This is a genomic window from Sphingobium sp. CFD-1, from assembly GCF_024611115.1.
Lineage (GTDB): Bacteria > Pseudomonadota > Alphaproteobacteria > Sphingomonadales > Sphingomonadaceae > Sphingobium > Sphingobium baderi_A.
The window spans coordinates 1,125,686-1,144,840 of sequence record NZ_CP084398.1 but is presented as its reverse complement, the minus strand read 5'-3'; the positions used below and the strand labels follow the sequence as shown (position 1 = coordinate 1,144,840).

Genomic DNA, 19,155 nt, shown 5'->3' with positions numbered 1-19,155 from the left:
CCATGGCCCAGCAAACCATCAACATTGGCGCATCTGCAAATGACGGAACTGGCGATAGTCTCCGCACTGCCGGGCAGAAGATCAACGACAATTTCAGCGAGCTTTATCCCAAGGCACTGAGCGGCACCGTCACCAGCGTTGCCATGTCGGGCGGCTCGACCGGCCTTTCGTTCAGCGGCGGGCCGATCACCGTGGCGGGCACGTTCACCCTGAGCGGCACGCTGGCGGTGGCGAATGGCGGTACCGGCCTGACAAGCCTGACATCGGGCTATCTGCCCAAGGGCAACGGAGCGGCCGCTTTCTCCGCATCGCAGATCTATGACAACGGCACGAATGTCGCCGTCGGTCACAGTTCGCCCAGCGCCAAGCTCGATGTCCGCAACGGCAACGGCACAATCGCGCTCTTCTCTGGCGGTGGCAGCGGATATCAGGGCATCGCCACCGTCAATACCTATGTCAGCAGCTCGAACTTCGGTGCGACCTATTGGGACTCCAAAAACGAGAGCAGCATCGCGGTCGGCACGCTCTACTGCAATATGTATACTGACGGGTCGAGCGAGTGGGAATGGTCGCTGACAGCAGCGGGGTCGCGCAGTTCCGACCGCCGCACAAGCGGGATGAAGCTAGGTCCGACATTCCTACGCCCCGGCTCTGACAATGCATTTTCGCTCGGCACTAGCAGCTTTCGTTGGACTACAGTCTATGCGACGACCGGAACGATCAATACTTCGGATGAACGCCATAAAAAGTGGCTAGGTGGGCTGACTGACGCGATGATCTGCGCCGGGCGAAGATTGATCGCAGAGATCGGCCTGTATCAACTTCTCACTTCCATTCAGGAGAAGGGTGGCGATGCTGCCCGCGTCCATGTCGGCCTGCGCGCACAGCGCGCTTGGGCGATCATGGCGGAGGAAGGGCTGGCACCGCCGCTGGTGACGGATGAACGCGGTGATCTGGTCCCCTCGCCTGATTGGCTTGGTTCGCCACCGCCAGCGTGGCTCTGCTATGATCGGTGGGATGCCCAGCCGGAACAGTCGATCCCCGAAACCGAAGTGGTCGAGATCGATGAACCCTATGTCGACTATGTGCCGGTCGGCCGCACCCGCAAGGATGGCTCGCGGCGCTTCAAGGAAGTGACGAAGATCCGCAAGGTGCCGGTCGAGCAGCCGACTGGCCGCGTGATCGTGCTGCATCCGGCGATTGAGGCGGGGGATAGGTTCGGCTTGCGCACCGATGAACTGACGTTGTTCCTGCTGGCATGCATCACCTCGACCAGTTTAGCCATCGGACAATGACCTAAGCTGGCGTCCGTAGAGCAGGGCGCAGGCTGGCGGCAGAGTTCTGGCTATGCTCGCCACCTTCCCAACCTGCCAGTTCAGCTTCGCCTCGCGCGAAATCGCGGTGCAGCAGAACATTATTTCTGGGGGAACCGCCCTCAATGGCGACGAAACCGTAATATCTACCGATGGCGGTGGGCGTTGGGTCGCTGAATATGGCAGCGCTCCCCTCAATCGTCGTGAGAAAGTTCTGTCATGGCGTTCTGCCCGCGCAATCCTGGAAGGCGGCGCCGTCCCTATCATCTTCCCAATCTGCGACGCCAGGCATCAGCCTGTCGGCTCGCGCAGCCGCGTGCCGCATAGCGACGACAGCCCATTCTCCGACGATTCCCTTTACGGAACGAGTGATTGCTTTGTCACCGCTGCGGCTGATGCACCCCTTCGCGCCACCTCTCTGATCCTGAATATCGCATCGATCGGAAAGCCGCTGCTCGGCGGCGAGCGATTCAGCATCGACCATCCAACCTGGCGCCATCGTCTTTACGAAATAAAGTCGATCGACGGCGGCCAGATCACGTTCCGGCCTCCGTTGCGCGAAGCTGTCCCCGCCGGCACCGAAATCAATTTCTCCGATCCGCGCTGCGTCATGCGCCTCACTGGCGACATGGCCGCCCCCCTCAACGGTCCGCGCGCCGCGACTGGATCGATCACCCTCATTGAAGACATGACCGGGAGCTATTCCTGATGGGCGAAATCGCCAACAGGTTCGCTGAGGCGTTCCGTGACTATACGATCACTGGCGTTCCTGCATCAGGTGCCTACGAACCTGAAAAATCCATCATCCGCAGCATCGGGGCGTTGATCGAGGCAGCGGTTGCCAATGCAGCAATGGCTGCGTTGGTCGATGCCGTTTTCGATACGCTGGCTCACGCAAACGCTGGCGGCGGCAGTCTCGACTATCCCGCCGGCTCGCTGGCCCTGATCTATGCCGATCCCAGCGACGCGAATAATGACATCGCGATCAAAACCGGCGCGAGCGGATCAGGCAGTTGGGTGCCGACCGGGATCATCCATAGCGTGCTGGCATCTGCTGCCCAGCCTTTCATTGATGACCTGACCGATCTGGTAAAGGCAGTAGAGCAGCGCTTGCCCGATATTTCGGTTGCGCTAGGCGCGGACCTCGGCGGCGATGTCTGGGGAGGGACAGGCTTTGGCGTGGAAACACGCGCCAGCCCGGTTCCTGTGCCGTTCGATGGCAAGCTCGAATCCTTCCGGCTCTACACTCATGGCCGCCTTGGCGGCGCTGCCGCGACTATCGTCATTCTCAACCGAACCGGAGACCGCCAATATCAGGTAGCCGAGCGCTTCACTGTCCCGGTGGCCGCCACCGGCATCAAGGAATTCGTTTCTGGCGAAGACTTTGACGCCGTGAATGTCTCGGCTGGACAGTTCATAGGTGTCGTCACCTCCGCGACCTGGAGCGTAGCCTGCATGGAATCCGTCGCTGGTTTCCTGGCCGACGACAAATACGCTGGAGACATCGGAGCGGGCGCGACGAATTTCTCGACCGATTTTCTGAACACCGGCCTCAATTTCACAGTTGAATCGCAGAACGCCGTAGCGAGCGAGCGGTCTGCCGACGAGTTGACGGCGCTGCTTGATGTTGTTGGCCATGCCGCAGAGCACACTCTTGGCGCCTATAGCACTGGCGGCGGCTGGACTCCAGGCGAGATGGCTATCCTCAACAAGGATTCGGTTCTCGCGGCGGGCTATATCTCGCAGATTGAGCTTTCTATCCGGCTGCTTAACAAGACCGGCTTGGCGATCACTTTCTTTGTTGCTGATTTCGTGTCAGGGACCGACTTCAAGATCGCGCAGACTTTCGATGTCATTGTGTCTCACGAAGGCCACATGACTTTCGTTGAAGGCCGCGATTTCGAGCCCGTCTTTGTCCAGCCGGGGCAATATATCGGCTTTTACACGGCCAGCTCCGATCTTGAAATCAATTGGGGTTCGGGCGTCCAAACCTACACCATGTACATCAATGGTGCGGCCCCGGTCGTTGGTGGCACGCTCACCTTCAGCCATGGCGGCGCGTCCAGTATGGGCGTAACGATCCGCGGCTATCAGCCCCGCACCCCCTATCATGGACTGCGGCTTGGCGTCTGGGGGCACTCCCTCTGCAACGCCGATAATCTACGTATCGCGGAGAATTGGCAGCGGGCTCTCTGTGCAGAGCTGGGCATGACCTGGACGTTCAATGACGGCGTGGCAGGCCGCCCCTTCGCGCATTTCTTCGAGAATTATGGCAGCAATACGCTGACCGATCCCGACGCGCTGAGCATCGGTTATTCGCCCATCGGCGGGGTCGATGGGCGTCCCAATACCAGCGGGACCACGCTGGCGCAGGACATGGCCAATGTCGACGTGCTGCTCATCTGGCTCGGTGACAATGACATTCAGTATGGTGGCGAAGGGGAGCCGCTTGGCGAGCTTGGCGATACCGCGGCGGACGGCACCTTCTATGGTTATGTCTATAACGCGCTGGACAAGTTGTTCACTGCCAAGCCGACGCTGAAAATCCAACTGATCTCGCACTATCAGGGATCGAGGGGGTTCGGTCGAACCGGATATGAGACGATTGAAACCGTGCTGGTCGAAACCGGGCGGCTGTTCGGCGTGCCGGTCATCCGTATGCTCGAAGTGAGCGGCATCAACTCCTACAATGCGGGCATTTACCTCAAAGGCGATGGCATTCACCCGCTGCCGGTCGGCTGGAAGCATCTCGTGCCCATTATCGCGCAGAATATTTCGGCATGAGCAACGAAAAGGCAAAAATGCCAATGATCCGGGAGCAGTAAATGAATGATCTTCGCGACTTCCTGATCTGGTGGGCGCTGGCGCTGATCGCAGGGGCGACCGTGGCGGTTGGCCAGATCGCGCACAAGTTAGCGCGACTCGACATCGAAATGCCGAGTGATCCAGAAAAGCTGGCCGCCTGGCACAAGCGCCGCAAGTGGCTGGCGATCACAGAACTGTCAGCGCTTCCAGCCTTCGCGACATTGGCGACGGCGGGACGGGTCTATTTCGATCTGCCGCCCATTCTCGGCGTGCTGGTGACGATGGGCCTCGGCTTTGTCGGGTTCGCCATGCTGATCGATGCGGCGAAATATCTTTTCCAGAAGCGGGTGGGCATCCCTGACGGAGAAGGAGAAGGCGCATGAGTGCAGAGGCAATGGCGCTGGTGACGGTCATCAGCTTTGGGGCGGCTAGTTTCGCCCTGTGGCGGGCGCATGTCCATGACAGGCGATGCAAGGGGCCTTGTCGGAGGGTGAAGCGGTGAATATCGATAAGCTGATCGATGATGTGATCCGGCGCGAGGGCGGCTATGTCGATCATCCAGCAGATCGCGGTGGAAAGACCATCTGGGGCATCACCGAAGCCGTGGCGCGCGCGAACGGCTACACTGGCCTTATGAAGGCTATGCCGCGCGCTACGGCGGTGGCCATCTACCGCAGCGAATATGCGATCAAGCCGGGGTTTGCAGCGGTAGCGGAGGTCTATCCCGATCTGGGAGCCAAGCTGTTCGACGTGGGTGTCAACATGGGGCCTGCATGGCCCTCGCGCTGGTTGCAGGAATGGCTGAACGCGCTCAACCAGGGTGGCAAGCTGGGCGCTGATCTTGTCGAGGATGGCAAGCTGGGGGCAAAGACGCTGGCGGCTCTCAAGGCGCTGAAAGCATGGCGCGGCGCGGAGGGCGAACAACGCCTGCTGACAGCGATCCGGGGCGATCAGACGGCGCGTTATAAGGCAATCGTGCGGGGGAGCGCATCACAGCGCGCCTTTGCCTATGGCTGGCTGGCACGGGCGGCAGCATGAACGCCCTCCCCTTCGCCCTCTCCTTCCTACGCGCCCACTGGAAGCCCATAGGAGCCGCATTCCTTCTTCTGGCCCTCATCATCCAGACATTCCGACTGAGCGCCACAGAGGGTGCCCTGAGCGCGGAGAAGGCGGGAAGGCGGGCTGACCATGCTGCCTATGAGAAAGCGCAGGCGCAGGCCGCCGCTGACGCTCTATCCGCCAAGCTTAAAAAGGATGCCGAAAATGCCCAGAAAGCCGAACAGGCTGACCAGCGCTATGCTGATCTGTCTCAGCAGTATCGTGCTGCCGTCCTGCGCTACCAAGCCGCTCAGCGTGAGGCCGGAAGCGCCGATCTGTCCATCCCCGCCGAAAGCCCCGAAAGCGGCGACGGACCCGGTAGAGGTGCCGTCTTTCCTGTCGGATCAATCCTGATCCCGGAGAACGACGCTTTCATTTGCGCGACCAATACCGCCCGATTGCAGGCGGTCAGGGAATGGGCGGCGAGCCTGACGAAATAGTGCCACCCGAAGCTTTCGACTGGAACTCCTACCAGTGAGCGCAACGGGCGACGAATCTTATACTGATTTACCATCGATCAGGTTCCGTCAATGTTGTGGCAATTACGGGGTAATGCCCAACCCTAACCCGGCAAATACCCCGCCAGCTTCTCCGCATGGTCCAAATGCCCATCCTCCATCAGCGCCTGCACCACGTCCCAAATCTCGTGCGGGTCCACATAATGTCCTGCATCGATCTGCTTCTGTAGGGCGGTATATTCGTCCACCGCTGGTCCGATCGCGCCTAACGGGCGGAAGTTCTCCGCTGCGGCGCGGTTTCTGGCTCTGTCGTTCGGAAGCTGGGGATATTTCATCCCCCCATGTTCGCGCTTCGTTCGCGATTCGGTCAAGCCTCGAAAAGCCCCCTCACCATATCCACTGTTCCCACGAGCGTGAGAAAGCCGATCAGCGCGGCGGTGGAGAGGAAGAGGCGGTCTTTGAGGGTCAATCTGAAACCCACAGGCCCCAAACGGCCAGCACTCCCAAGAGCAGGACAAAGGCGAATGCTGCCAAGAAATAAGGCAGAAGGACGATAATAAGGCCCGCCACAAGCCAGCACGCTATGAATAGCGATGGAAGAATCAGGAGGATCGGGATGAAGCCGTTGTTCACCTGGAGCCTAACCCAACAGCGCCTTGCGTAAGATCGCATCCACCTGCGGCATCCAGCCCGGTCCCAGCGCCTTACAGGCTTCCACTACATCAGGGGATAACGAAACGGTCTGTCGGACTTTGCGCTCGGCTTCGGGGATCGGCGGACGCCCTGCTTTGGCACGATTCGGGTGGTTGACCATTGACGGCTCCTGTGGTGGTAGTAGCTCGTCGCTCCGCACCGCGATCTCTGGTGCAGGCGGGGCGACATGAATTGTTGACAGGCGTGGCACGCCACCTGTATTGAATAGCGCATTAGCCATTGGCCCATGTGTGCCGCGCTGCGCCCAGGTGCAGGTTGGCAAGGTGGCCCGCAGGGGTTCGCCGCAAAATAAGGGGAGCGCTCCGGCGCTCCCTTTTTACTTACAAGCCGAGGGATACAGCAATTCGATCTGCGCCATCGGTCAGATTAATCAGCTTGTTGGCCTTCACCCCTTCGCCGATCACTTCGTAAACTGGTCCCATTGCATTAACGCGGTCGGTTTTCGTGACGCGGTACGCCTTCCAGCCATCATCGCCATTAATCACGCGGGCGACAATCTCACCGCCCTGCACGATGTCATTGAAGCGGTCCCCGGCGCGAACGATCTGAAAGCTTGCCATAATATTTCTCCGCCCCTGTTTCAGCGAGGCGCCTGCCCGGCATCCGCTGCCGATGGATTATCATTACAACAGAAAATCGTGACGGGCAACATCTATTTTCATTGCAATGAAAATTATTTCTCGTGATGCCGCGATCACCCCTCCCCCTGTGCTTCTGTGGATAGGGCTGCGATCTCGTCTTCGGCATAGGTCTGTAGGCAATCAGGTGCCAAGCACTGATATGATACGCCAAGTGGGCCGATCCTACGGTCGAGGTCATTGCCACATTAAGGGCACTGGTGCCGCTCAGATGTATCGCCCATCACCTCCCCCTTCGATGCTTCAAGCTGGGCGAGGGTGGCTTCACCAAGCATGGCGACGTGGGCTAAGTCCTCATAGATCAACGCAGTGCCAGAAACATCTACCTCGCCATCCATGAAGATCCTCAACGCCTCCACCGCCATATCCCGCTCTTTCGAGAGGGTGCGGATGGCCGCCTCATGCGCCTCAACAATGCGACAGGCGAGCCATGCATGGCTGCTGTCGGCCATGTTCTCGCCCAGCCAGAAGGCGATATGATCGGCGTTCGCGATGTCCAGTTCGCGGCTCAATCGCTCCACTTTTGCGGACGCGGCAAGGCAGGCCTCCTTGAACAGCCGCAACCCTTCGGCCTGATCCGCAAATGGGACGCCGACTTTAGTGACTATCAGGTTTGGCAGTTTTCTTTCCTCGCTCATGCCTTGCCTCCGATCATCTGGCGGATGGCGGCGGCATATTCCAGCCCATGAATATTTCCACCACGCCGTTTTGAGAAATATGATGGCGCTCGATCATCCGTTGACTGGACGAGGACATTACCTTCAACGAACGCCGCCGCTTCCTCCAACGCCTCATCTCTGACGCGCTGCGTTATCTCGGCTTCGAACTTGGCGAAGGCTTCCAGAACAATTGGTCGCTCAATTTCCGTGAGGAAACCTAATGCATCATCCAAACGGTTCGCCGCCTCTCTCGCCTCCTTACTCACGTTCATGGCTGGCGCTCCTGTTGTTGCGGTTCTGTTTTGAATTTGCCCTGCTCCCAGAAATTCTTGGCGTCTTTCATGCAAGCTGGGCACATATCGAGATGCTCCGCCCCACCGGGCTTGTTGTGTTGTGAACCAATCCAGATTGGCCCGTTGATCTGTGCGAAATGGATACGGCCCCACGCGTATTCCTGATCGGGTAGGCGGATTTCTTCACGCTCGTCGCAACGGTCGCATGTCATGATGGTGACGGTGGCCTTTCCCATACCTCAGCGCTCCTTGCTGCCGGGCTGGGAGAGGGCGGTGAACCGATCAACAATCTTGGCCACCATGGACTGCCAATCAGGACAGCCTTGGCCAGGAATAGTGCTGGCGAAATATTCACCGTCGCCACCCGTGCACCGATCCACGTCCGCTATGGCCTGCTCATAGCCATCTCTCCTGCCCATTTCATAAGCTTCTTCGTCGGGGTCGATGCCTCCCGACCCATTGCACACAGCACATGGCGATCCAGACGCATCATGCTCGCCACAACCATTGCAATAAGGGCAGATTTCCTTCTCCCGCAGCGCCCCAGCTTCTACCGGCGTGGGCGAGACGGGGGCGGCGTAGAGCGTTCGCGTTTCATATGGCCCTTTCCCGTCCTCATGATCTGGAAGGCCATCATACCAATCCGAGCATCCAGCCCTGCGAAACTGATTCACCGGCTCAGCCTCAGCGGCGGGCGAGGGTGCGAGGGCGGCGGGCATCAGGCCGATCGAGTCAAGCGCCTCATCATAGAGACCGGTTCCCCGTCCCTCCAGGACGACGCACCCGGCTTCCAGCGCCTCCCTCAGTGCATTATCCGCACTGGAGGGGGTGGGAGCGTTTTCAACCGCAAGAATAAGGTCGCCCATTGCCTCGAATGGGACGATCCAGCACTTTTCGCCGTCATCCCCTTCGATGCTGCACATACGGCCATTGCGAGCCTTATAGTGGTCAAACATGGCGGCGATGACGTTTCGCGCCGCTACCAGCAGCACTTCATCCTTGGTCATGCGGCGTCTCCGAATAGATCATCTTGTCGCTGGGCTTCCTGCACGCGCTTGATTGCCCGCTCGAAATAGACTGGATCGCTCTCGATCCCGATTGATGGCCTGCCGAGTCGCGTAGCTGCTACCAGAGTGGACCCCGACCCCATGAAGGGGTCGATGACCGGCCCTGCAGGCAGCTTCTCCAACAGCTTGCACAGTAGCGCGACCGGCTTCTCATTCGGGTGCTGGCGACCGTTCTTCGCCATGCTCTGGACTGGTGGACAGTAGATGACCGAACCACAATCCCGCCGTCCCACGAAGCGCGCAGGGTCACCCAGGACATAAATTTCCTCGTGATCCGGCTTCCACGGGATACGCAAATCGCCCATGCCGAGCGCACCGCCCTTGTCCCAGATCAGCACCATACGCGTGCCGGTCGGCTGCTCCTTCGACCACTTGCCGAAGCAGAGCGTTGGCACGTCTCCAATCAGCGCCAACACCTGATCGCGAACCGCCGTGTCCTTGTCGTTACGAATATTGCTTTCGGACCAGAGCGACTTAGTCGCCCAGCCGCTGCTATAGTCGTCACCATATGGGCTGTCCGTCAGGCAGGAAGAATACGTGCCTTTTGAAAGCGTGGGGATGATCTCGCGGCTGTCCCCATGATAAAGCACGGCATTGCCGATAATGACTGGCTCACCAGCGCGTGCGATCATCCGGGCCTTGAAACGCGCGCAGAACTCATCCTTGGTCATGCTGTCGGGTTGGGTGGTGGTCATGCTGCGACCTTTCTAGGCTGCGCGAGGATGCCAAGGCCGACACTCGCGGCCCGCTCCAGTGCGTTGATTGCTCGATTGCCGGATGCCCAGAGGCAGGTTCCGTTGGCGGGTTGCTTGCCTACGCTGCCGTCTGGCCGAATGAACCGGACCTTGGGCATGAACAGCGCCAGATCCGCGCGTTCCCACGCATCTCGGAACCACAGCGCGCTTGTCCGGTCGGGTGTCAGGGCGATGCCGTTTCCGTGGTCAAAGAACTGCTTCAACCAAGGCGCAAGAGAGTTGCGGCCTCCGAACGGCGGGTTCATCCAGACGAAGCCCGCCCAGTCCGTTTCGAGGCTATCTTTCCATAACCATCTGCGTCCACCTTGGGGGCTGGTGGGATTGAGCCTGTCCCCAATCCACGAAGGCAGCAGCATCGGAGCGGCCACATCCATATCGAACGTCTCACCAAGGGCCTCAAAGATATAGGGCGGCGTATACCATTCATCGGACGCGCCAGCGGATGCTTCCCACTGTCCCATCCCCCTACTCCCCCTTACCTATGGAGGCGCGGGCGCGGAGGGCGGCGGACGTGATCGCGAGCGGAAGCGTCTTTGCGCGCCTCTCCGGCTCCCCGTCGCTTTCATGCTCGCCCCACAGGCAGCAATACCAATCCAGATCGTCCGGCACTTCGCCCATAGCTGATACGCAGAACCATTCCGGCACGAGCGTCATCGCGGCATCCATGGAGGCGGTGAACGCGCGGAGAGGCCGCACATAGCCATCCATGTCGGCAGGTCCAAGGCGTCCATGGTAGGGCTGGCCCTTGGCGGTCAGCTTGTCGAAGCGGGCCTGGCGCTCGCCGGGGTAGACCGCATCCCAGATGGCGCAGTCGAGCTCATAGGATGGGCCTTGCTCTTGCCCCACCCTCTCAGCCAGCCTCAGCAGGTCTTCAGACATGGGAGACCTCCGGGAGGTGGGAGGAAAGGCGGGCAATCTCGGCCTCAATCTCTGGCGACCAATTGAACCATTCGCCATGTTTGCGGGTGGCCTCGAACCGCTTGTGATAAGCGCGCTCAATTTTGAAACTGCCCGGCGTCGCGGCCAGTAATCTCTGAGGGCATCCAGTCCGTTTGGTAAGTTCTGTCAGTCGGTCCCGGAGGTGGCGCGTGAAGCCAATCTTCACATCCATCCCGTGCCATCCAATGAAGTAGACGACTGGCACGCCATCTGGCGCTATAAGGTCACAGTCCATGCGCGGCTCCTTCGCGTGTGGAGGGCCGGATGCGTTGTGTACGCGCATTCCGGCCCGTTTCGTGTGCGGTAAAACTGCGGTAAGCAGTCCACCTGTTCACGAAACTGGCACGCTATGGATCGCTTTTGTTCGCTTTGACTTCCGCGAAAAACTCGCAGAAAACCGTAACCGCGAAGGCTTCCCAAGCTTACGACGAGGGTTCGATTCCCTTCACCCGCTCCAGCCCTGACATTTCCAAGTCGCTCAAACGCCACCTTGTATAAGGTGGAGTTCTGGAATCTTGCCGTCATTCAACTGGGCTTCACCTCAAGTCCTAATATTTCGGCGTCCGCGCTCGTCGGATAGAGCGTGACAGGGAAACCTTGCACGGTTGGGCCAAAATAATAGGCGTTACCGCCTGAGGCGAGCGGACGGATGTGCTTCACGCCATATCCGGCTGCCTCGAACCTGGCCCTTGCCGCCTCGACATCGGAGAGGATGATGTCCGCCGAAACCAACGGGCCTTCCACACCGTCGAGAAGCGCCGAAGGACCTTCGATCAGCTTCACACGATGTGGCCCGATGAGTGCGCGTCGCGCGAAACCAGCCGGGTCCGACTCCATAAAGTCCATGCCATGGAAGCTCTTGAGGTCCGCGGCCAGCGCGTCCGCATCTTTAACGACCAGCGTCACGCAAGCGACCTTGGGGGGCGCGGCGTCAGCAAGGAAATCGAATGGTCGTTCGGAGCGAATTTGTTCCTCATTCACCCCTTCCGTGCAGGCGAGGAACGGCACACCATGGAAATCGCTGCCAAACAGATATTCATTGACTGCCGGAACCGGCAGATAGCTGATCGCCGTGGGTTGATAGCCCGCTCCTTCCAGCTTCGCCCGCACGTCTTCCGCATTGGCGACGTCGATGGCGATTTCAATCAAGGAACCGGAATCTTCGCCGAAGGCGAGTCCCTCTGCGCCCGGCTGGATAGGCTCGATCCCATGTTCCCCGAACATCACTTTGAAATCGGCATCGGGGTATAATTCGGCAATGAAGCCGGGCGTGAAGAATTTGGCGCCCACCAGTTCGCCCATTTGGCTGGTGAAGTTCTCCATATCGTTGACGCGCCATGCCAAACGGCAGAATTTGGGTACCATCACTCTCTCCTTTACGGGACTATCCAGTTCGATCCTTCCCAAGTAAAGCTCTGGTTTTGGCAGTTCGTCACCGGGCGCAGGATCTTATGCTCCCGGTGACTGGCACGGCGACGGCATCGACGAGCCGGCAGCTTTCGCAATGTTCGGATGTCAGTCGCCCAGCAAGAGCTTCCACGTCCCGAGATCCTCGCCAGCGGTGAAAAACCGTTCATTCATCGGGAGGCCGACCTGCCCCCAAAAGTCCATATTCGCGATCCATGCCTGCATGCCGTAGATCACCCAGCGGCGATATTGCTCAAAGATGCTGTCGAGATCCGGCACGTCGCGGGCGCCCGTCGCCACCAGGGCCTCACGATAGTGCGAAAGGAGCTGGCGCTCTGATGCGCGGCGCTCCTCAATGGTAAGCGCACCGATCATGAGGTAGGTGAGGTCGCGCCAGGGCCGTCCCTTGCGGACGAGTTGCCAGTCCAGCCAGATACGCTCGCCATCAGGCTTTCGATAGGTGTTCCCCTGATGACAGTCGCCAAGGTTCACGCAACGGGGCGTGGTCTGAGAAAGCTCCCACTCGGCGAGCTTGTCGAAAGCGCGTTGCAGCCGGTCGGGATCGTCGATCAGCTTTTGCGGAATAACCTTGCAGACTTCGGGATCGGCCAGATTGGCCTCGATATACGGCCACATGATCCGAATCTGATCATTGTCGATCGGCGTATCCATCGACGTCTGGAGCCATTCATGCTCATCGAGCACCGGACTGCCCCAGAGACTGCCGTGGAGAACGGCAAGCCCTTCGAGCAACTTCGCCACTTCGGCCACGCCGTTCAGATCGGTGCTCTGCCCGAAATGTCCGCCATATTTTTCCAGATCCTCCAGAATGATGAGGCCCTGCCCGCTTCCATCATCATCCCAGTCAGCATAATAGCAGGTCACCGTGGGGCATTTCATGAGATGCGCCATGAAATGGTAGAAACGGGCCTCGATCGCGCAGATGTCGACATTGTCGTGAAGACCGGAATAGTTCGACTTGATGCAGAGTCGTTCCGGAATCCCGGCTTTCACGCCGACATCGTTGAGCTTGACGGCGATGCGAAGCTTGCTCGTATGGCTGTCAATGAACTGGTGGACGACCAGATCCTCCACCACGATCCCGGGATATTTGTTTTGAAGAAGGCCAGTGAGCCTCTCCGCGGTCATGTCGTCCTTGTTCCATGGCAGTCGGCCGGTGCGGTTGGGATAGGGACGAGGAACCACGGCCGTATCTATCACGTCCGGGGCCCAGGCATCACGATTGTCGATCAGGACTGACATTTGTTTATTTCTCCTATGATAGGCATTGGTCATCTGCGTGAAGAACGACGCCCCGGCCTCCTCACACCGCCAGCCCGGCCATTCGCCCATCCTTTATCGCCTCATCGGTCGCGAAAACGCTCCAGCGCGCTTCGCGGGCGTCACCGATGATGCGAATGTCGGGCATGTCGGCGATCAGAGCATGATAGAGATCTTCCTGCGGAGGCTTGGAAGTGACGAGGATAATGTTGTCGATCCCTTCCAGAACCGACTTCTCGCCGGACAGGAAGCCACGCACATGGACGTCATGCTCGTCAATACCGGTGATTTCGGCCGATGGCATGAACGTCACCTTGGGAATGACCCTGCGCGCGACGACCTTGTTCAGACCGAGTTCCGTGACCGACATGGCCATCGCGGAGTCCATCGTAAGAAGAAAGACCTCCTTGCCCTGATCCGCCAGATGCTCGGCAATGCCGGGGCCGACTTCGTATGAGGTGTTGTCATACACGACAATGCGATTGCCGGTCCGCGCTTTTTCCAGAAGAAGCTCCTCCGGCGTCAGGACATGGGACAGGTTCGCGCCGGGCACGCCGGTCAGTTGGCTCTTGCTTGCCCCGGTCTTGGAATAGCGCGCGCCCGTGGCAATGATCACGGCATCGGGCGAAAGCGCCTTGATGGATTCAGGCGTGGCTTCGCTCCCCGTTTGGATTTCCACGCCCTCCTTATCGAGTTGAAGCTTTAGCCAGCGAATGAGGTCCGCCCGATCTTCCAGGCCGGGAAGCATGGCCTGCAGGGTGACATGGCCCCCAATCCTGTCGGACTTTTCCAGAACCGTGACCTTATGACCACGTTTCGCCGCGACCAGTGCCGCCTGCATGCCAGCAGGACCGGCGCCCACGACAAGCACATGCTTCTTATTCCCGGCCGGCGTCAGCGGCCCTTCATGTTCGAAACCGATATCGGGATTCACCGTGCAGCCAACCGGCTGGCCATAGCAAGAGCGCAGGAAGCAGCCTTCAAGATCGCCTATGCAGGCGCGAATCTCGCTGGTCTGGTCGTCCCGGCATTTGTTGGGCCATTCGGGATCGGCAATCACGGAACGGGCGACAAACACCATGTCGCAACGCCCATCGGCAATCGCCTGATCCGCAAAGGCGGGAGTCAGGATGCGTCCGCCACTGACCACGGGGAGGCTGACCGCTTTCTTGACCGCTTCGGCGGCGTCCAGATGCGTGCCCTCCTTCGCCATATAGGAGGAAGGATAGTGATATTGCGTCATCTGCGGCTTCTGCCCGCGCGCCGTGATCCGCAGCCAGTCGACCATGCCGGTTTCTTCCAGGATGCGGCACTGGGCGATCCCATCGTCGATACCGCTCGCGCCCAGTGTCGATTCATCGGCGTTGACCGCCACGCCGATGGCGAAATCGGGCCGTACGCGTTCGCGGATCGCGGCGATGATCTCAGTCACGATACGCATGCGGTTTTCCAGGCTGCCGCCATAGCGGTCGCTGCGCTGGTTGTAGAATTCGGATGTGAAGCTTTGCAGGCCGCCGCCAGCGTTGATGGGGAATTCAAACCCGTCGGCTCCGGCCTGTTCGGCATGGGCCGCTGCCACGGCATGGGCTTCGATCAATTCCTGAATCTCGTCGATGGTCATCGAGCGAGGCTGTGTATCGGCAAGCACGGTGTGCGGCGCGATCGCCGATGCCTGCGCCTTGGCCGGATCGGCCATCATCCAGACGCCCTGGACGGCGATCTTCGCGCCATGTTTGTGCGCCGCCTCGACGATCCGTCGGATCGCCGGGATATGATCGGGATTATAGGCTTCTATGAACCAGCCCGGCGGGACAAGCGGCGCCGGAACAACCTGGCAACTGGCGATCACCATCAGCCCCGCTCCGCCTTTCGCGCGCGCCTCAAAATAACCGACCTGGCGATCCGTTCCTATGCCCAGACCGACCATGCCGTGCGGGGACATGAAAACCCGGTTCCTGATCTCCATCCGTCCGATCTTGATCGGGCTGAACATGGTCGTATATTTGCTCATTATTTACCCTCTACTATTTGCCAGACTGTCGCTGGTTCGGATTATTTATTGTCGGTAAAATGCAAGACGAAAGCGGTGTCCGCTGCGGCATGGCGCATCGGGATAGCCTTTTGATAGGCGTCCGACCGATACCAGCGCATGGCCGCGTCATTGTCCGGGAACCTTATGATCACGACACTACTGCCAGGCGGGGCGCCCTCCAACAGTTCGATCCCCTCACCGACAATGACTTCACATTCGATACCATTGAGCGAGACAAAGCCCTGCGCCGAATATTCGGCATATTTTTCCAGATCATGCTTCTGCATGACGCTCATCACATAAGATGCCATGTCCGTTCTCTCTTCCGTTTTAATTGCCGCTCATCTGCGCCATGGCATCCGCGTAAAATGGAAGATGGCGCACGATGCCGCCGTCGGCGCTGAAAACCTGACCGGTCCAATCTCCGAACACCATCTATCTCCTCTCCTTATTTTGCGGCTTCGGCCGATCAGTCCACGCTCAGATTGACATTGGTCGGGAAACGCTCGGTAGGCATCCCACCATAGACGATCACGTCATCGGTATTGGTAAGCCGCAGATCCGGGAAGCCGAAGATCAGGCGGCTCACGATGGCCCGCGTGACCATCCGCGCTAGGTTGTTGCCGGGGCAAAGATGTGGACCAAAACCGAAAGTGAGAATGTCGCGCGGCTCGCGCGTGATGTCGAAACGAGTGGGGTCCGGATATTTGTCAGGGTCGTAGTTCGCGGCGCCAAGCGCCAGATGGGCGACCATGCCGGGATAGACGGGCGTACCGTCGATCACATGCTCCTTGACCACGAAGCGATGGCGGAAGTTGCCCAGGCAATCGACGCGCATGCACTCTTCCAGAGCCATGTTCAGGAGCGACGGGTCTTTCCGTAGCAATGCGAGTTGGTCTGGATGCCGTAACAGCCGCAGCACCGCGTTCGACGATGTCGCCGGCACGGTCCCCAGGCCAGCCGTGAAAAGCTGAACCAGGGTCGAAAACAGCTCCTCGATCGAAATCGCCCCCTTCTCGTCATGGGCGGCGATTACCGAACCGACAAGATCGTCCTTGGGGTTGATACGGCGATCTTCGATCAGCTTGCCGCAAAATTCGTAAACAGCGTCGAACGCCGCCATATATTCCGGTGGCTTGGGCGCGCCGGGCGGGACCGTCGCCACCAGTTCCAGAGCATTGGAAAGATTGATGAAAAGTGGCCAGACGTCCGGCTCGAACTCGAACACGCCGCCCAGCAGTATCTGATACATGAGCGGACCGGCGAAATCGGTCACCATGTTGAAGTCATTCTTTTCCGCCATGACTTTCGCAAGATCGTCAATCATAGAGTCGATCAGCGGTTTCAGCCTGGAAATGCGATTTGGGGCAAAGCCCGGCTGCATCAGGCGGCGCATCCGCGAATGCTCCGGCGGATCGAAGTCGACGACCAGAGGCAATCCATTGAAATAGTCGAAAAGATCCGTGCCCCAACCCTGATGCGGGACAGCACTGATAATCTCATGCGTCCGCAGCGCCCATTGCACCTGTTCGTGTCGGCAGATGACGACATGGGCATGGCCCTGAACCGTCGCGTAAAACGGAGGCTTCGTCGCCCACTCCGAAAAATATGCCGGAGCATTGGCCTTCATATCCTGACCGAACAGGTCGATGTCGATAAAGCGATCGGTGTCAAGTTCCGGGAGTTCGGGTTTGGCAAGCAGATTTGCAACGGACATAAATTCCCTCGAATTTTCAATGTCGGATTTGGCCAAAACATAGCCCAGCGGGATTTTGTGCAGTCGCCTCCGCACCCAAGCTTCGCCCCGCACTCGTCATCACCAGCGGCTGATAAGTTGTGTTTAGGGCGCGCAGCCGCTAGCGTAAAAAGCAATAATTCAACGCTTGGTCAGGCGGAGCGATTGCCGATGAAAAGGAGGGGTTGAGCCATGCCATTGAGCAGCGATCACCACGATGCTGCGACGGCCATGACGCGCGGACGGCGGTCATCCAACGCCACCACCATCGTTGATATTCTGGACGCAGCGAAGGAAGAGTTCGCCAGTTCCGGGTTCGATAGCGCGACGGTCGATTCGATTTGCCGGCGCGCGAAGGTTTCAAAGCAGCTGCTCTATTATTACTTCGGGAGTAAGGCAGAGCTCTATAGCCTTATTCTTAAGGAGGCTGCCGAAGGCACAACAAAATTTATCGGATGCACGGAATATAGCGCATTTCCACCCGAAACGGCGCTTGCGAAATTCATGCAGAACTTGTTTCGCGATTATATGGACCGCCCCCAGATCGCCAAGATGACGATCGACGAAGCCCAACATGGTTTCGCGCATGTGGGGAAAGGAAGCCCCCTCGCCATGGTGATGCGAAAGCTTATCGACGAGGTTCTGGGCGAGATCGTCGGACGTGGGCGCGCGAATGGCACCTTCCGGGACAATGTTGATCCAGATCATCTTTTCTGGATTATTTTCAGCCTCGTGACCACATGGTTCACGCATTTTCCTCTCGTCTCACTTGTCTCCCGAACGCGGTATGACAATGATATGGACGTAGCCGCCTGGTGCGCCATGAGCATCGATTTCGTGCTGGCCGCAATAGCTAACAAGGATTGTTAGCCGGTGGACGCGACCTGTGGATCAACACTCAGCCCCGTGCAGGCGCTGATCCGCAAACGCCGCAAGCTTCAGCGCATGCGGGATGCACAGGAGCCTCGGCGAGACTTGATCCGATGAGATTGAATCGGATCAAGTCCAATAAACGCCCGTAGATTGCATTAGGTTTTCGAGCAGGATCAGCCCATTTTTGGCATGATTTCCTGAGCAACCCAGCGCATGCGATCGAGATACGCATCGAAACTGTCGAGCGGAGGCAGCGGAATGATCGTCTCCGTAACACCCAGTTCACCTAGCCAACCGCAAAGATCGATAGTCTGCTGCACGTTCCAGGAACCGATCGTCTCTGCCGCGGCCTTGTTCTCGACATGGCCGTCGCCCAACTTCATCGCCTCGATCGGGAAGAAGAGTTCGATCGGACGGCCGTGATAGTCGGGCTGCGAACGAATGAAATCGAGCGCCTCGGGAAATTGACTCGGCGGCGTCAGGAAAGGATTCCATCCGTCACCCCATTTGGCGATGCGCTTTAACGGGGCCTCGGCATCGCCGCCAAACCATAGCGGCAGATTCCGTGGCTTCGGTTCATATCCCACATCCTTGAACGAGACATATTTGCCTTCGAATTCCGGCTTGTCCTCTGTCCACAGGGCGATCATCGCCTGCACATATTCGTCGCATATTGCGCCGCGTTCCCGGAAAGGAACCCCAAGCAGATCGAATTCCTCCTTCAGCCACCCGACGGCTACGACGGCGGTGCCGCGACCGCCGCTCAGCCAATCGATTGTCGACCAGGCCTTCGCCTGAACGATCGCGTTTTGAAGAGGCAGGATATTGATTGAGGAGGCTAGGCCAAGCCGCTCGGTCGCGCCAGCAATCCCCGCGAGAAACACGGTTCCATGGTGCCAGAATGCGCCGCTCGCTTCCAGATGATCGCTGGGAATAAGGAAATGTTCGCCGAGCATGCACTTGTGGAACCCCAGATCGTCCGCCAGCTTCATCGCCCGCAGAACGTCCTTGTGATCGAGCATCAGTTCCCAAGGCTGAGTAAGCGCCGGAATTTCCAATGCATGGGGGATTGCGATGTTGATTTTCAT

At 58.9% G+C, this 19,155-nt stretch carries 25 protein-coding genes; 8 read left to right on the top strand and 17 right to left on the bottom strand.

Annotation, left to right across the window (positions count from 1 at the left end; all coding sequences use genetic code 11):
- Positions 1–2: 2 nt before the first annotated feature.
- From LDB26_RS05850 to LDB26_RS05820, 7 genes are read left to right on the top strand one after another with little or no spacing between them, the layout of a single operon-like run.
- Positions 3–1,295: a tail fiber domain-containing protein gene (locus LDB26_RS05850; RefSeq protein WP_257540998.1), complete on the top strand. Its 1,293-nt coding sequence runs from the start codon at positions 3–5 to the stop codon at positions 1,293–1,295.
- 52 nt (positions 1,296–1,347) lie between these two features.
- Positions 1,348–2,022 carry a hypothetical protein gene (locus LDB26_RS05845; RefSeq protein ID WP_257540996.1) on the top strand — a complete coding sequence of 225 codons (675 nt, stop codon included), beginning with the start codon at positions 1,348–1,350 and terminating at the stop codon, positions 2,020–2,022.
- Entirely contained in the window at positions 2,022–4,097 is a 2,076-nt protein-coding gene (locus LDB26_RS05840) for a hypothetical protein (RefSeq protein ID WP_257540994.1), read from the top strand. Before LDB26_RS05845 ends, LDB26_RS05840 begins: the two co-directional genes overlap by 1 nt.
- Positions 4,098–4,138: 41 nt before the next feature.
- Positions 4,139–4,501, top strand: a complete 363-nt coding sequence (locus LDB26_RS05835; protein ID WP_257540991.1) for a hypothetical protein — start codon at positions 4,139–4,141, stop codon at positions 4,499–4,501.
- Entirely contained in the window at positions 4,498–4,620 is a 123-nt protein-coding gene (locus LDB26_RS05830; RefSeq protein WP_257540989.1) for a hypothetical protein, read from the top strand. Before LDB26_RS05835 ends, LDB26_RS05830 begins: the two co-directional genes overlap by 4 nt.
- The gene (locus tag LDB26_RS05825) at positions 4,617–5,156 is read left to right on the top strand and encodes a glycoside hydrolase family 108 protein (RefSeq protein WP_257540987.1); all 540 of its coding nucleotides are present in this window, start codon (positions 4,617–4,619) and stop codon (positions 5,154–5,156) included. The genes LDB26_RS05830 and LDB26_RS05825 overlap by 4 nt, the downstream gene beginning before the upstream one ends.
- A complete protein-coding gene (locus LDB26_RS05820) occupies positions 5,153–5,656 on the top strand; it encodes a hypothetical protein (RefSeq protein WP_257540985.1) in 504 nt (167 codons plus the stop codon). Before LDB26_RS05825 ends, LDB26_RS05820 begins: the two co-directional genes overlap by 4 nt.
- A gap of 122 nt (positions 5,657–5,778) precedes the next feature.
- Here LDB26_RS05820 and LDB26_RS05815 read toward each other — a convergent pair whose 3' ends face one another.
- The 16 genes from LDB26_RS05815 to LDB26_RS05745 form a co-directional block, all read right to left on the bottom strand.
- Complete coding sequence (locus LDB26_RS05815; RefSeq protein ID WP_257540983.1) at positions 5,779–6,045, bottom strand: hypothetical protein; 267 nt, start codon at positions 6,043–6,045, stop codon at positions 5,779–5,781.
- A gap of 269 nt (positions 6,046–6,314) precedes the next feature.
- A complete protein-coding gene (locus tag LDB26_RS21610) occupies positions 6,315–6,488 on the bottom strand; it encodes a BrnA antitoxin family protein (RefSeq protein WP_373886168.1) in 174 nt (57 codons plus the stop codon).
- Positions 6,489–6,708: 220 nt separating this feature from the next.
- Positions 6,709–6,948 carry a hypothetical protein gene (locus LDB26_RS05805; protein ID WP_257540979.1) on the bottom strand — a complete coding sequence of 80 codons (240 nt, stop codon included), beginning with the start codon at positions 6,946–6,948 and terminating at the stop codon, positions 6,709–6,711.
- A gap of 266 nt (positions 6,949–7,214) precedes the next feature.
- Entirely contained in the window at positions 7,215–7,664 is a 450-nt protein-coding gene (locus LDB26_RS05800) for a hypothetical protein (RefSeq protein WP_257540977.1), read from the bottom strand.
- A complete protein-coding gene (locus LDB26_RS05795) occupies positions 7,661–7,957 on the bottom strand; it encodes a hypothetical protein (RefSeq protein ID WP_257540975.1) in 297 nt (98 codons plus the stop codon). The genes LDB26_RS05800 and LDB26_RS05795 overlap by 4 nt, the downstream gene beginning before the upstream one ends.
- Entirely contained in the window at positions 7,954–8,214 is a 261-nt protein-coding gene (locus tag LDB26_RS05790; RefSeq protein WP_257540973.1) for a hypothetical protein, read from the bottom strand. Before LDB26_RS05790 ends, LDB26_RS05795 begins: the two co-directional genes overlap by 4 nt.
- Positions 8,215–8,217: 3 nt before the next feature.
- Positions 8,218–8,985, bottom strand: coding sequence for a hypothetical protein (locus LDB26_RS05785; protein WP_257540971.1), 768 nt, complete (start codon positions 8,983–8,985; stop codon positions 8,218–8,220).
- Positions 8,982–9,740, bottom strand: a complete 759-nt coding sequence (locus tag LDB26_RS05780) for a site-specific DNA-methyltransferase (protein WP_257540968.1) — start codon at positions 9,738–9,740, stop codon at positions 8,982–8,984. The genes LDB26_RS05785 and LDB26_RS05780 overlap by 4 nt, the downstream gene beginning before the upstream one ends.
- A complete protein-coding gene (locus tag LDB26_RS05775; RefSeq protein WP_257540966.1) occupies positions 9,737–10,261 on the bottom strand; it encodes a phage N-6-adenine-methyltransferase in 525 nt (174 codons plus the stop codon). The genes LDB26_RS05780 and LDB26_RS05775 overlap by 4 nt, the downstream gene beginning before the upstream one ends.
- Before the next feature lie 4 nt (positions 10,262–10,265).
- Positions 10,266–10,679: a hypothetical protein gene (locus LDB26_RS05770; protein ID WP_257540964.1), complete on the bottom strand. Its 414-nt coding sequence runs from the start codon at positions 10,677–10,679 to the stop codon at positions 10,266–10,268.
- Positions 10,672–10,911, bottom strand: coding sequence for a GIY-YIG nuclease family protein (locus LDB26_RS21605; RefSeq protein ID WP_373886167.1), 240 nt, complete (start codon positions 10,909–10,911; stop codon positions 10,672–10,674). Before LDB26_RS21605 ends, LDB26_RS05770 begins: the two co-directional genes overlap by 8 nt.
- Positions 10,912–11,264: 353 nt before the next feature.
- Entirely contained in the window at positions 11,265–12,104 is an 840-nt protein-coding gene (locus tag LDB26_RS05765) for a hypothetical protein (protein ID WP_257540962.1), read from the bottom strand.
- Between the two features lie 150 nt (positions 12,105–12,254).
- Positions 12,255–13,409, bottom strand: a complete 1,155-nt coding sequence (locus tag LDB26_RS05760) for an oxidoreductase family protein (protein WP_082635326.1) — start codon at positions 13,407–13,409, stop codon at positions 12,255–12,257.
- A gap of 61 nt (positions 13,410–13,470) precedes the next feature.
- A complete protein-coding gene (locus tag LDB26_RS05755) occupies positions 13,471–15,438 on the bottom strand; it encodes an FAD-dependent oxidoreductase (protein WP_257540960.1) in 1,968 nt (655 codons plus the stop codon).
- A 41-nt stretch (positions 15,439–15,479) separates the two neighbouring features.
- Complete coding sequence (locus tag LDB26_RS05750; protein WP_257540958.1) at positions 15,480–15,770, bottom strand: DUF1330 domain-containing protein; 291 nt, start codon at positions 15,768–15,770, stop codon at positions 15,480–15,482.
- 158 nt (positions 15,771–15,928) lie between these two features.
- The gene (locus LDB26_RS05745; protein ID WP_257540956.1) at positions 15,929–17,176 is read right to left on the bottom strand and encodes a cytochrome P450; all 1,248 of its coding nucleotides are present in this window, start codon (positions 17,174–17,176) and stop codon (positions 15,929–15,931) included.
- Positions 17,177–17,386: 210 nt separating this feature from the next.
- Between LDB26_RS05745 and LDB26_RS05740 the strand changes: the two genes are divergently transcribed.
- On the top strand, positions 17,387–18,064 hold the full coding sequence (locus LDB26_RS05740; protein ID WP_257540954.1) for a TetR/AcrR family transcriptional regulator: 678 nt from the start codon (positions 17,387–17,389) through the stop codon (positions 18,062–18,064).
- 176 nt (positions 18,065–18,240) lie between these two features.
- On the opposite strand, the gene LDB26_RS05735 is transcribed toward LDB26_RS05740, so the two are convergent.
- Positions 18,241–19,155 carry a TIGR03619 family F420-dependent LLM class oxidoreductase gene (locus tag LDB26_RS05735; RefSeq protein WP_257540951.1) on the bottom strand — a complete coding sequence of 305 codons (915 nt, stop codon included), beginning with the start codon at positions 19,153–19,155 and terminating at the stop codon, positions 18,241–18,243.

What these genes read in the sequence shown, in the direction of transcription:
- LDB26_RS05850 (WP_257540998.1), top strand. Translation starts at nt 3, where the DNA reads ATGGCCCAGCAAACCATCAACATTGGCGCATCTGCAAATGACGGAACT.
- LDB26_RS05775 (WP_257540966.1), bottom strand. Translation starts at nt 10,261, where the DNA reads ATGGGACAGTGGGAAGCATCCGCTGGCGCGTCCGATGAATGGTATACG.
- LDB26_RS05835 (WP_257540991.1), top strand. Translation starts at nt 4,139, where the DNA reads ATGAATGATCTTCGCGACTTCCTGATCTGGTGGGCGCTGGCGCTGATC.
- LDB26_RS05735 (WP_257540951.1), bottom strand. Translation starts at nt 19,155, where the DNA reads ATGAAAATCAACATCGCAATCCCCCATGCATTGGAAATTCCGGCGCTT.
- LDB26_RS21610 (WP_373886168.1), bottom strand. Translation starts at nt 6,488, where the DNA reads ATGGTCAACCACCCGAATCGTGCCAAAGCAGGGCGTCCGCCGATCCCC.
- LDB26_RS05755 (WP_257540960.1), bottom strand. Translation starts at nt 15,438, where the DNA reads ATGAGCAAATATACGACCATGTTCAGCCCGATCAAGATCGGACGGATG.
- LDB26_RS05805 (WP_257540979.1), bottom strand. Translation starts at nt 6,948, where the DNA reads ATGGCAAGCTTTCAGATCGTTCGCGCCGGGGACCGCTTCAATGACATC.
- LDB26_RS05830 (WP_257540989.1), top strand. Translation starts at nt 4,498, where the DNA reads ATGAGTGCAGAGGCAATGGCGCTGGTGACGGTCATCAGCTTTGGGGCG.
- LDB26_RS05800 (WP_257540977.1), bottom strand. Translation starts at nt 7,664, where the DNA reads ATGAGCGAGGAAAGAAAACTGCCAAACCTGATAGTCACTAAAGTCGGC.
- LDB26_RS05745 (WP_257540956.1), bottom strand. Translation starts at nt 17,176, where the DNA reads ATGTCCGTTGCAAATCTGCTTGCCAAACCCGAACTCCCGGAACTTGAC.
- LDB26_RS05750 (WP_257540958.1), bottom strand. Translation starts at nt 15,770, where the DNA reads ATGGCATCTTATGTGATGAGCGTCATGCAGAAGCATGATCTGGAAAAA.
- LDB26_RS05845 (WP_257540996.1), top strand. Translation starts at nt 1,348, where the DNA reads ATGCTCGCCACCTTCCCAACCTGCCAGTTCAGCTTCGCCTCGCGCGAA.
- LDB26_RS05770 (WP_257540964.1), bottom strand. Translation starts at nt 10,679, where the DNA reads ATGTCTGAAGACCTGCTGAGGCTGGCTGAGAGGGTGGGGCAAGAGCAA.
- LDB26_RS05795 (WP_257540975.1), bottom strand. Translation starts at nt 7,957, where the DNA reads ATGAACGTGAGTAAGGAGGCGAGAGAGGCGGCGAACCGTTTGGATGAT.
- LDB26_RS05820 (WP_257540985.1), top strand. Translation starts at nt 5,153, where the DNA reads ATGAACGCCCTCCCCTTCGCCCTCTCCTTCCTACGCGCCCACTGGAAG.
- LDB26_RS05760 (WP_082635326.1), bottom strand. Translation starts at nt 13,409, where the DNA reads ATGTCAGTCCTGATCGACAATCGTGATGCCTGGGCCCCGGACGTGATA.
- LDB26_RS05740 (WP_257540954.1), top strand. Translation starts at nt 17,387, where the DNA reads ATGCCATTGAGCAGCGATCACCACGATGCTGCGACGGCCATGACGCGC.
- LDB26_RS05790 (WP_257540973.1), bottom strand. Translation starts at nt 8,214, where the DNA reads ATGGGAAAGGCCACCGTCACCATCATGACATGCGACCGTTGCGACGAG.
- LDB26_RS05780 (WP_257540968.1), bottom strand. Translation starts at nt 9,740, where the DNA reads ATGACCACCACCCAACCCGACAGCATGACCAAGGATGAGTTCTGCGCG.
- LDB26_RS21605 (WP_373886167.1), bottom strand. Translation starts at nt 10,911, where the DNA reads ATGGATGTGAAGATTGGCTTCACGCGCCACCTCCGGGACCGACTGACA.
- LDB26_RS05785 (WP_257540971.1), bottom strand. Translation starts at nt 8,985, where the DNA reads ATGACCAAGGATGAAGTGCTGCTGGTAGCGGCGCGAAACGTCATCGCC.
- LDB26_RS05765 (WP_257540962.1), bottom strand. Translation starts at nt 12,104, where the DNA reads ATGGTACCCAAATTCTGCCGTTTGGCATGGCGCGTCAACGATATGGAG.
- LDB26_RS05840 (WP_257540994.1), top strand. Translation starts at nt 2,022, where the DNA reads ATGGGCGAAATCGCCAACAGGTTCGCTGAGGCGTTCCGTGACTATACG.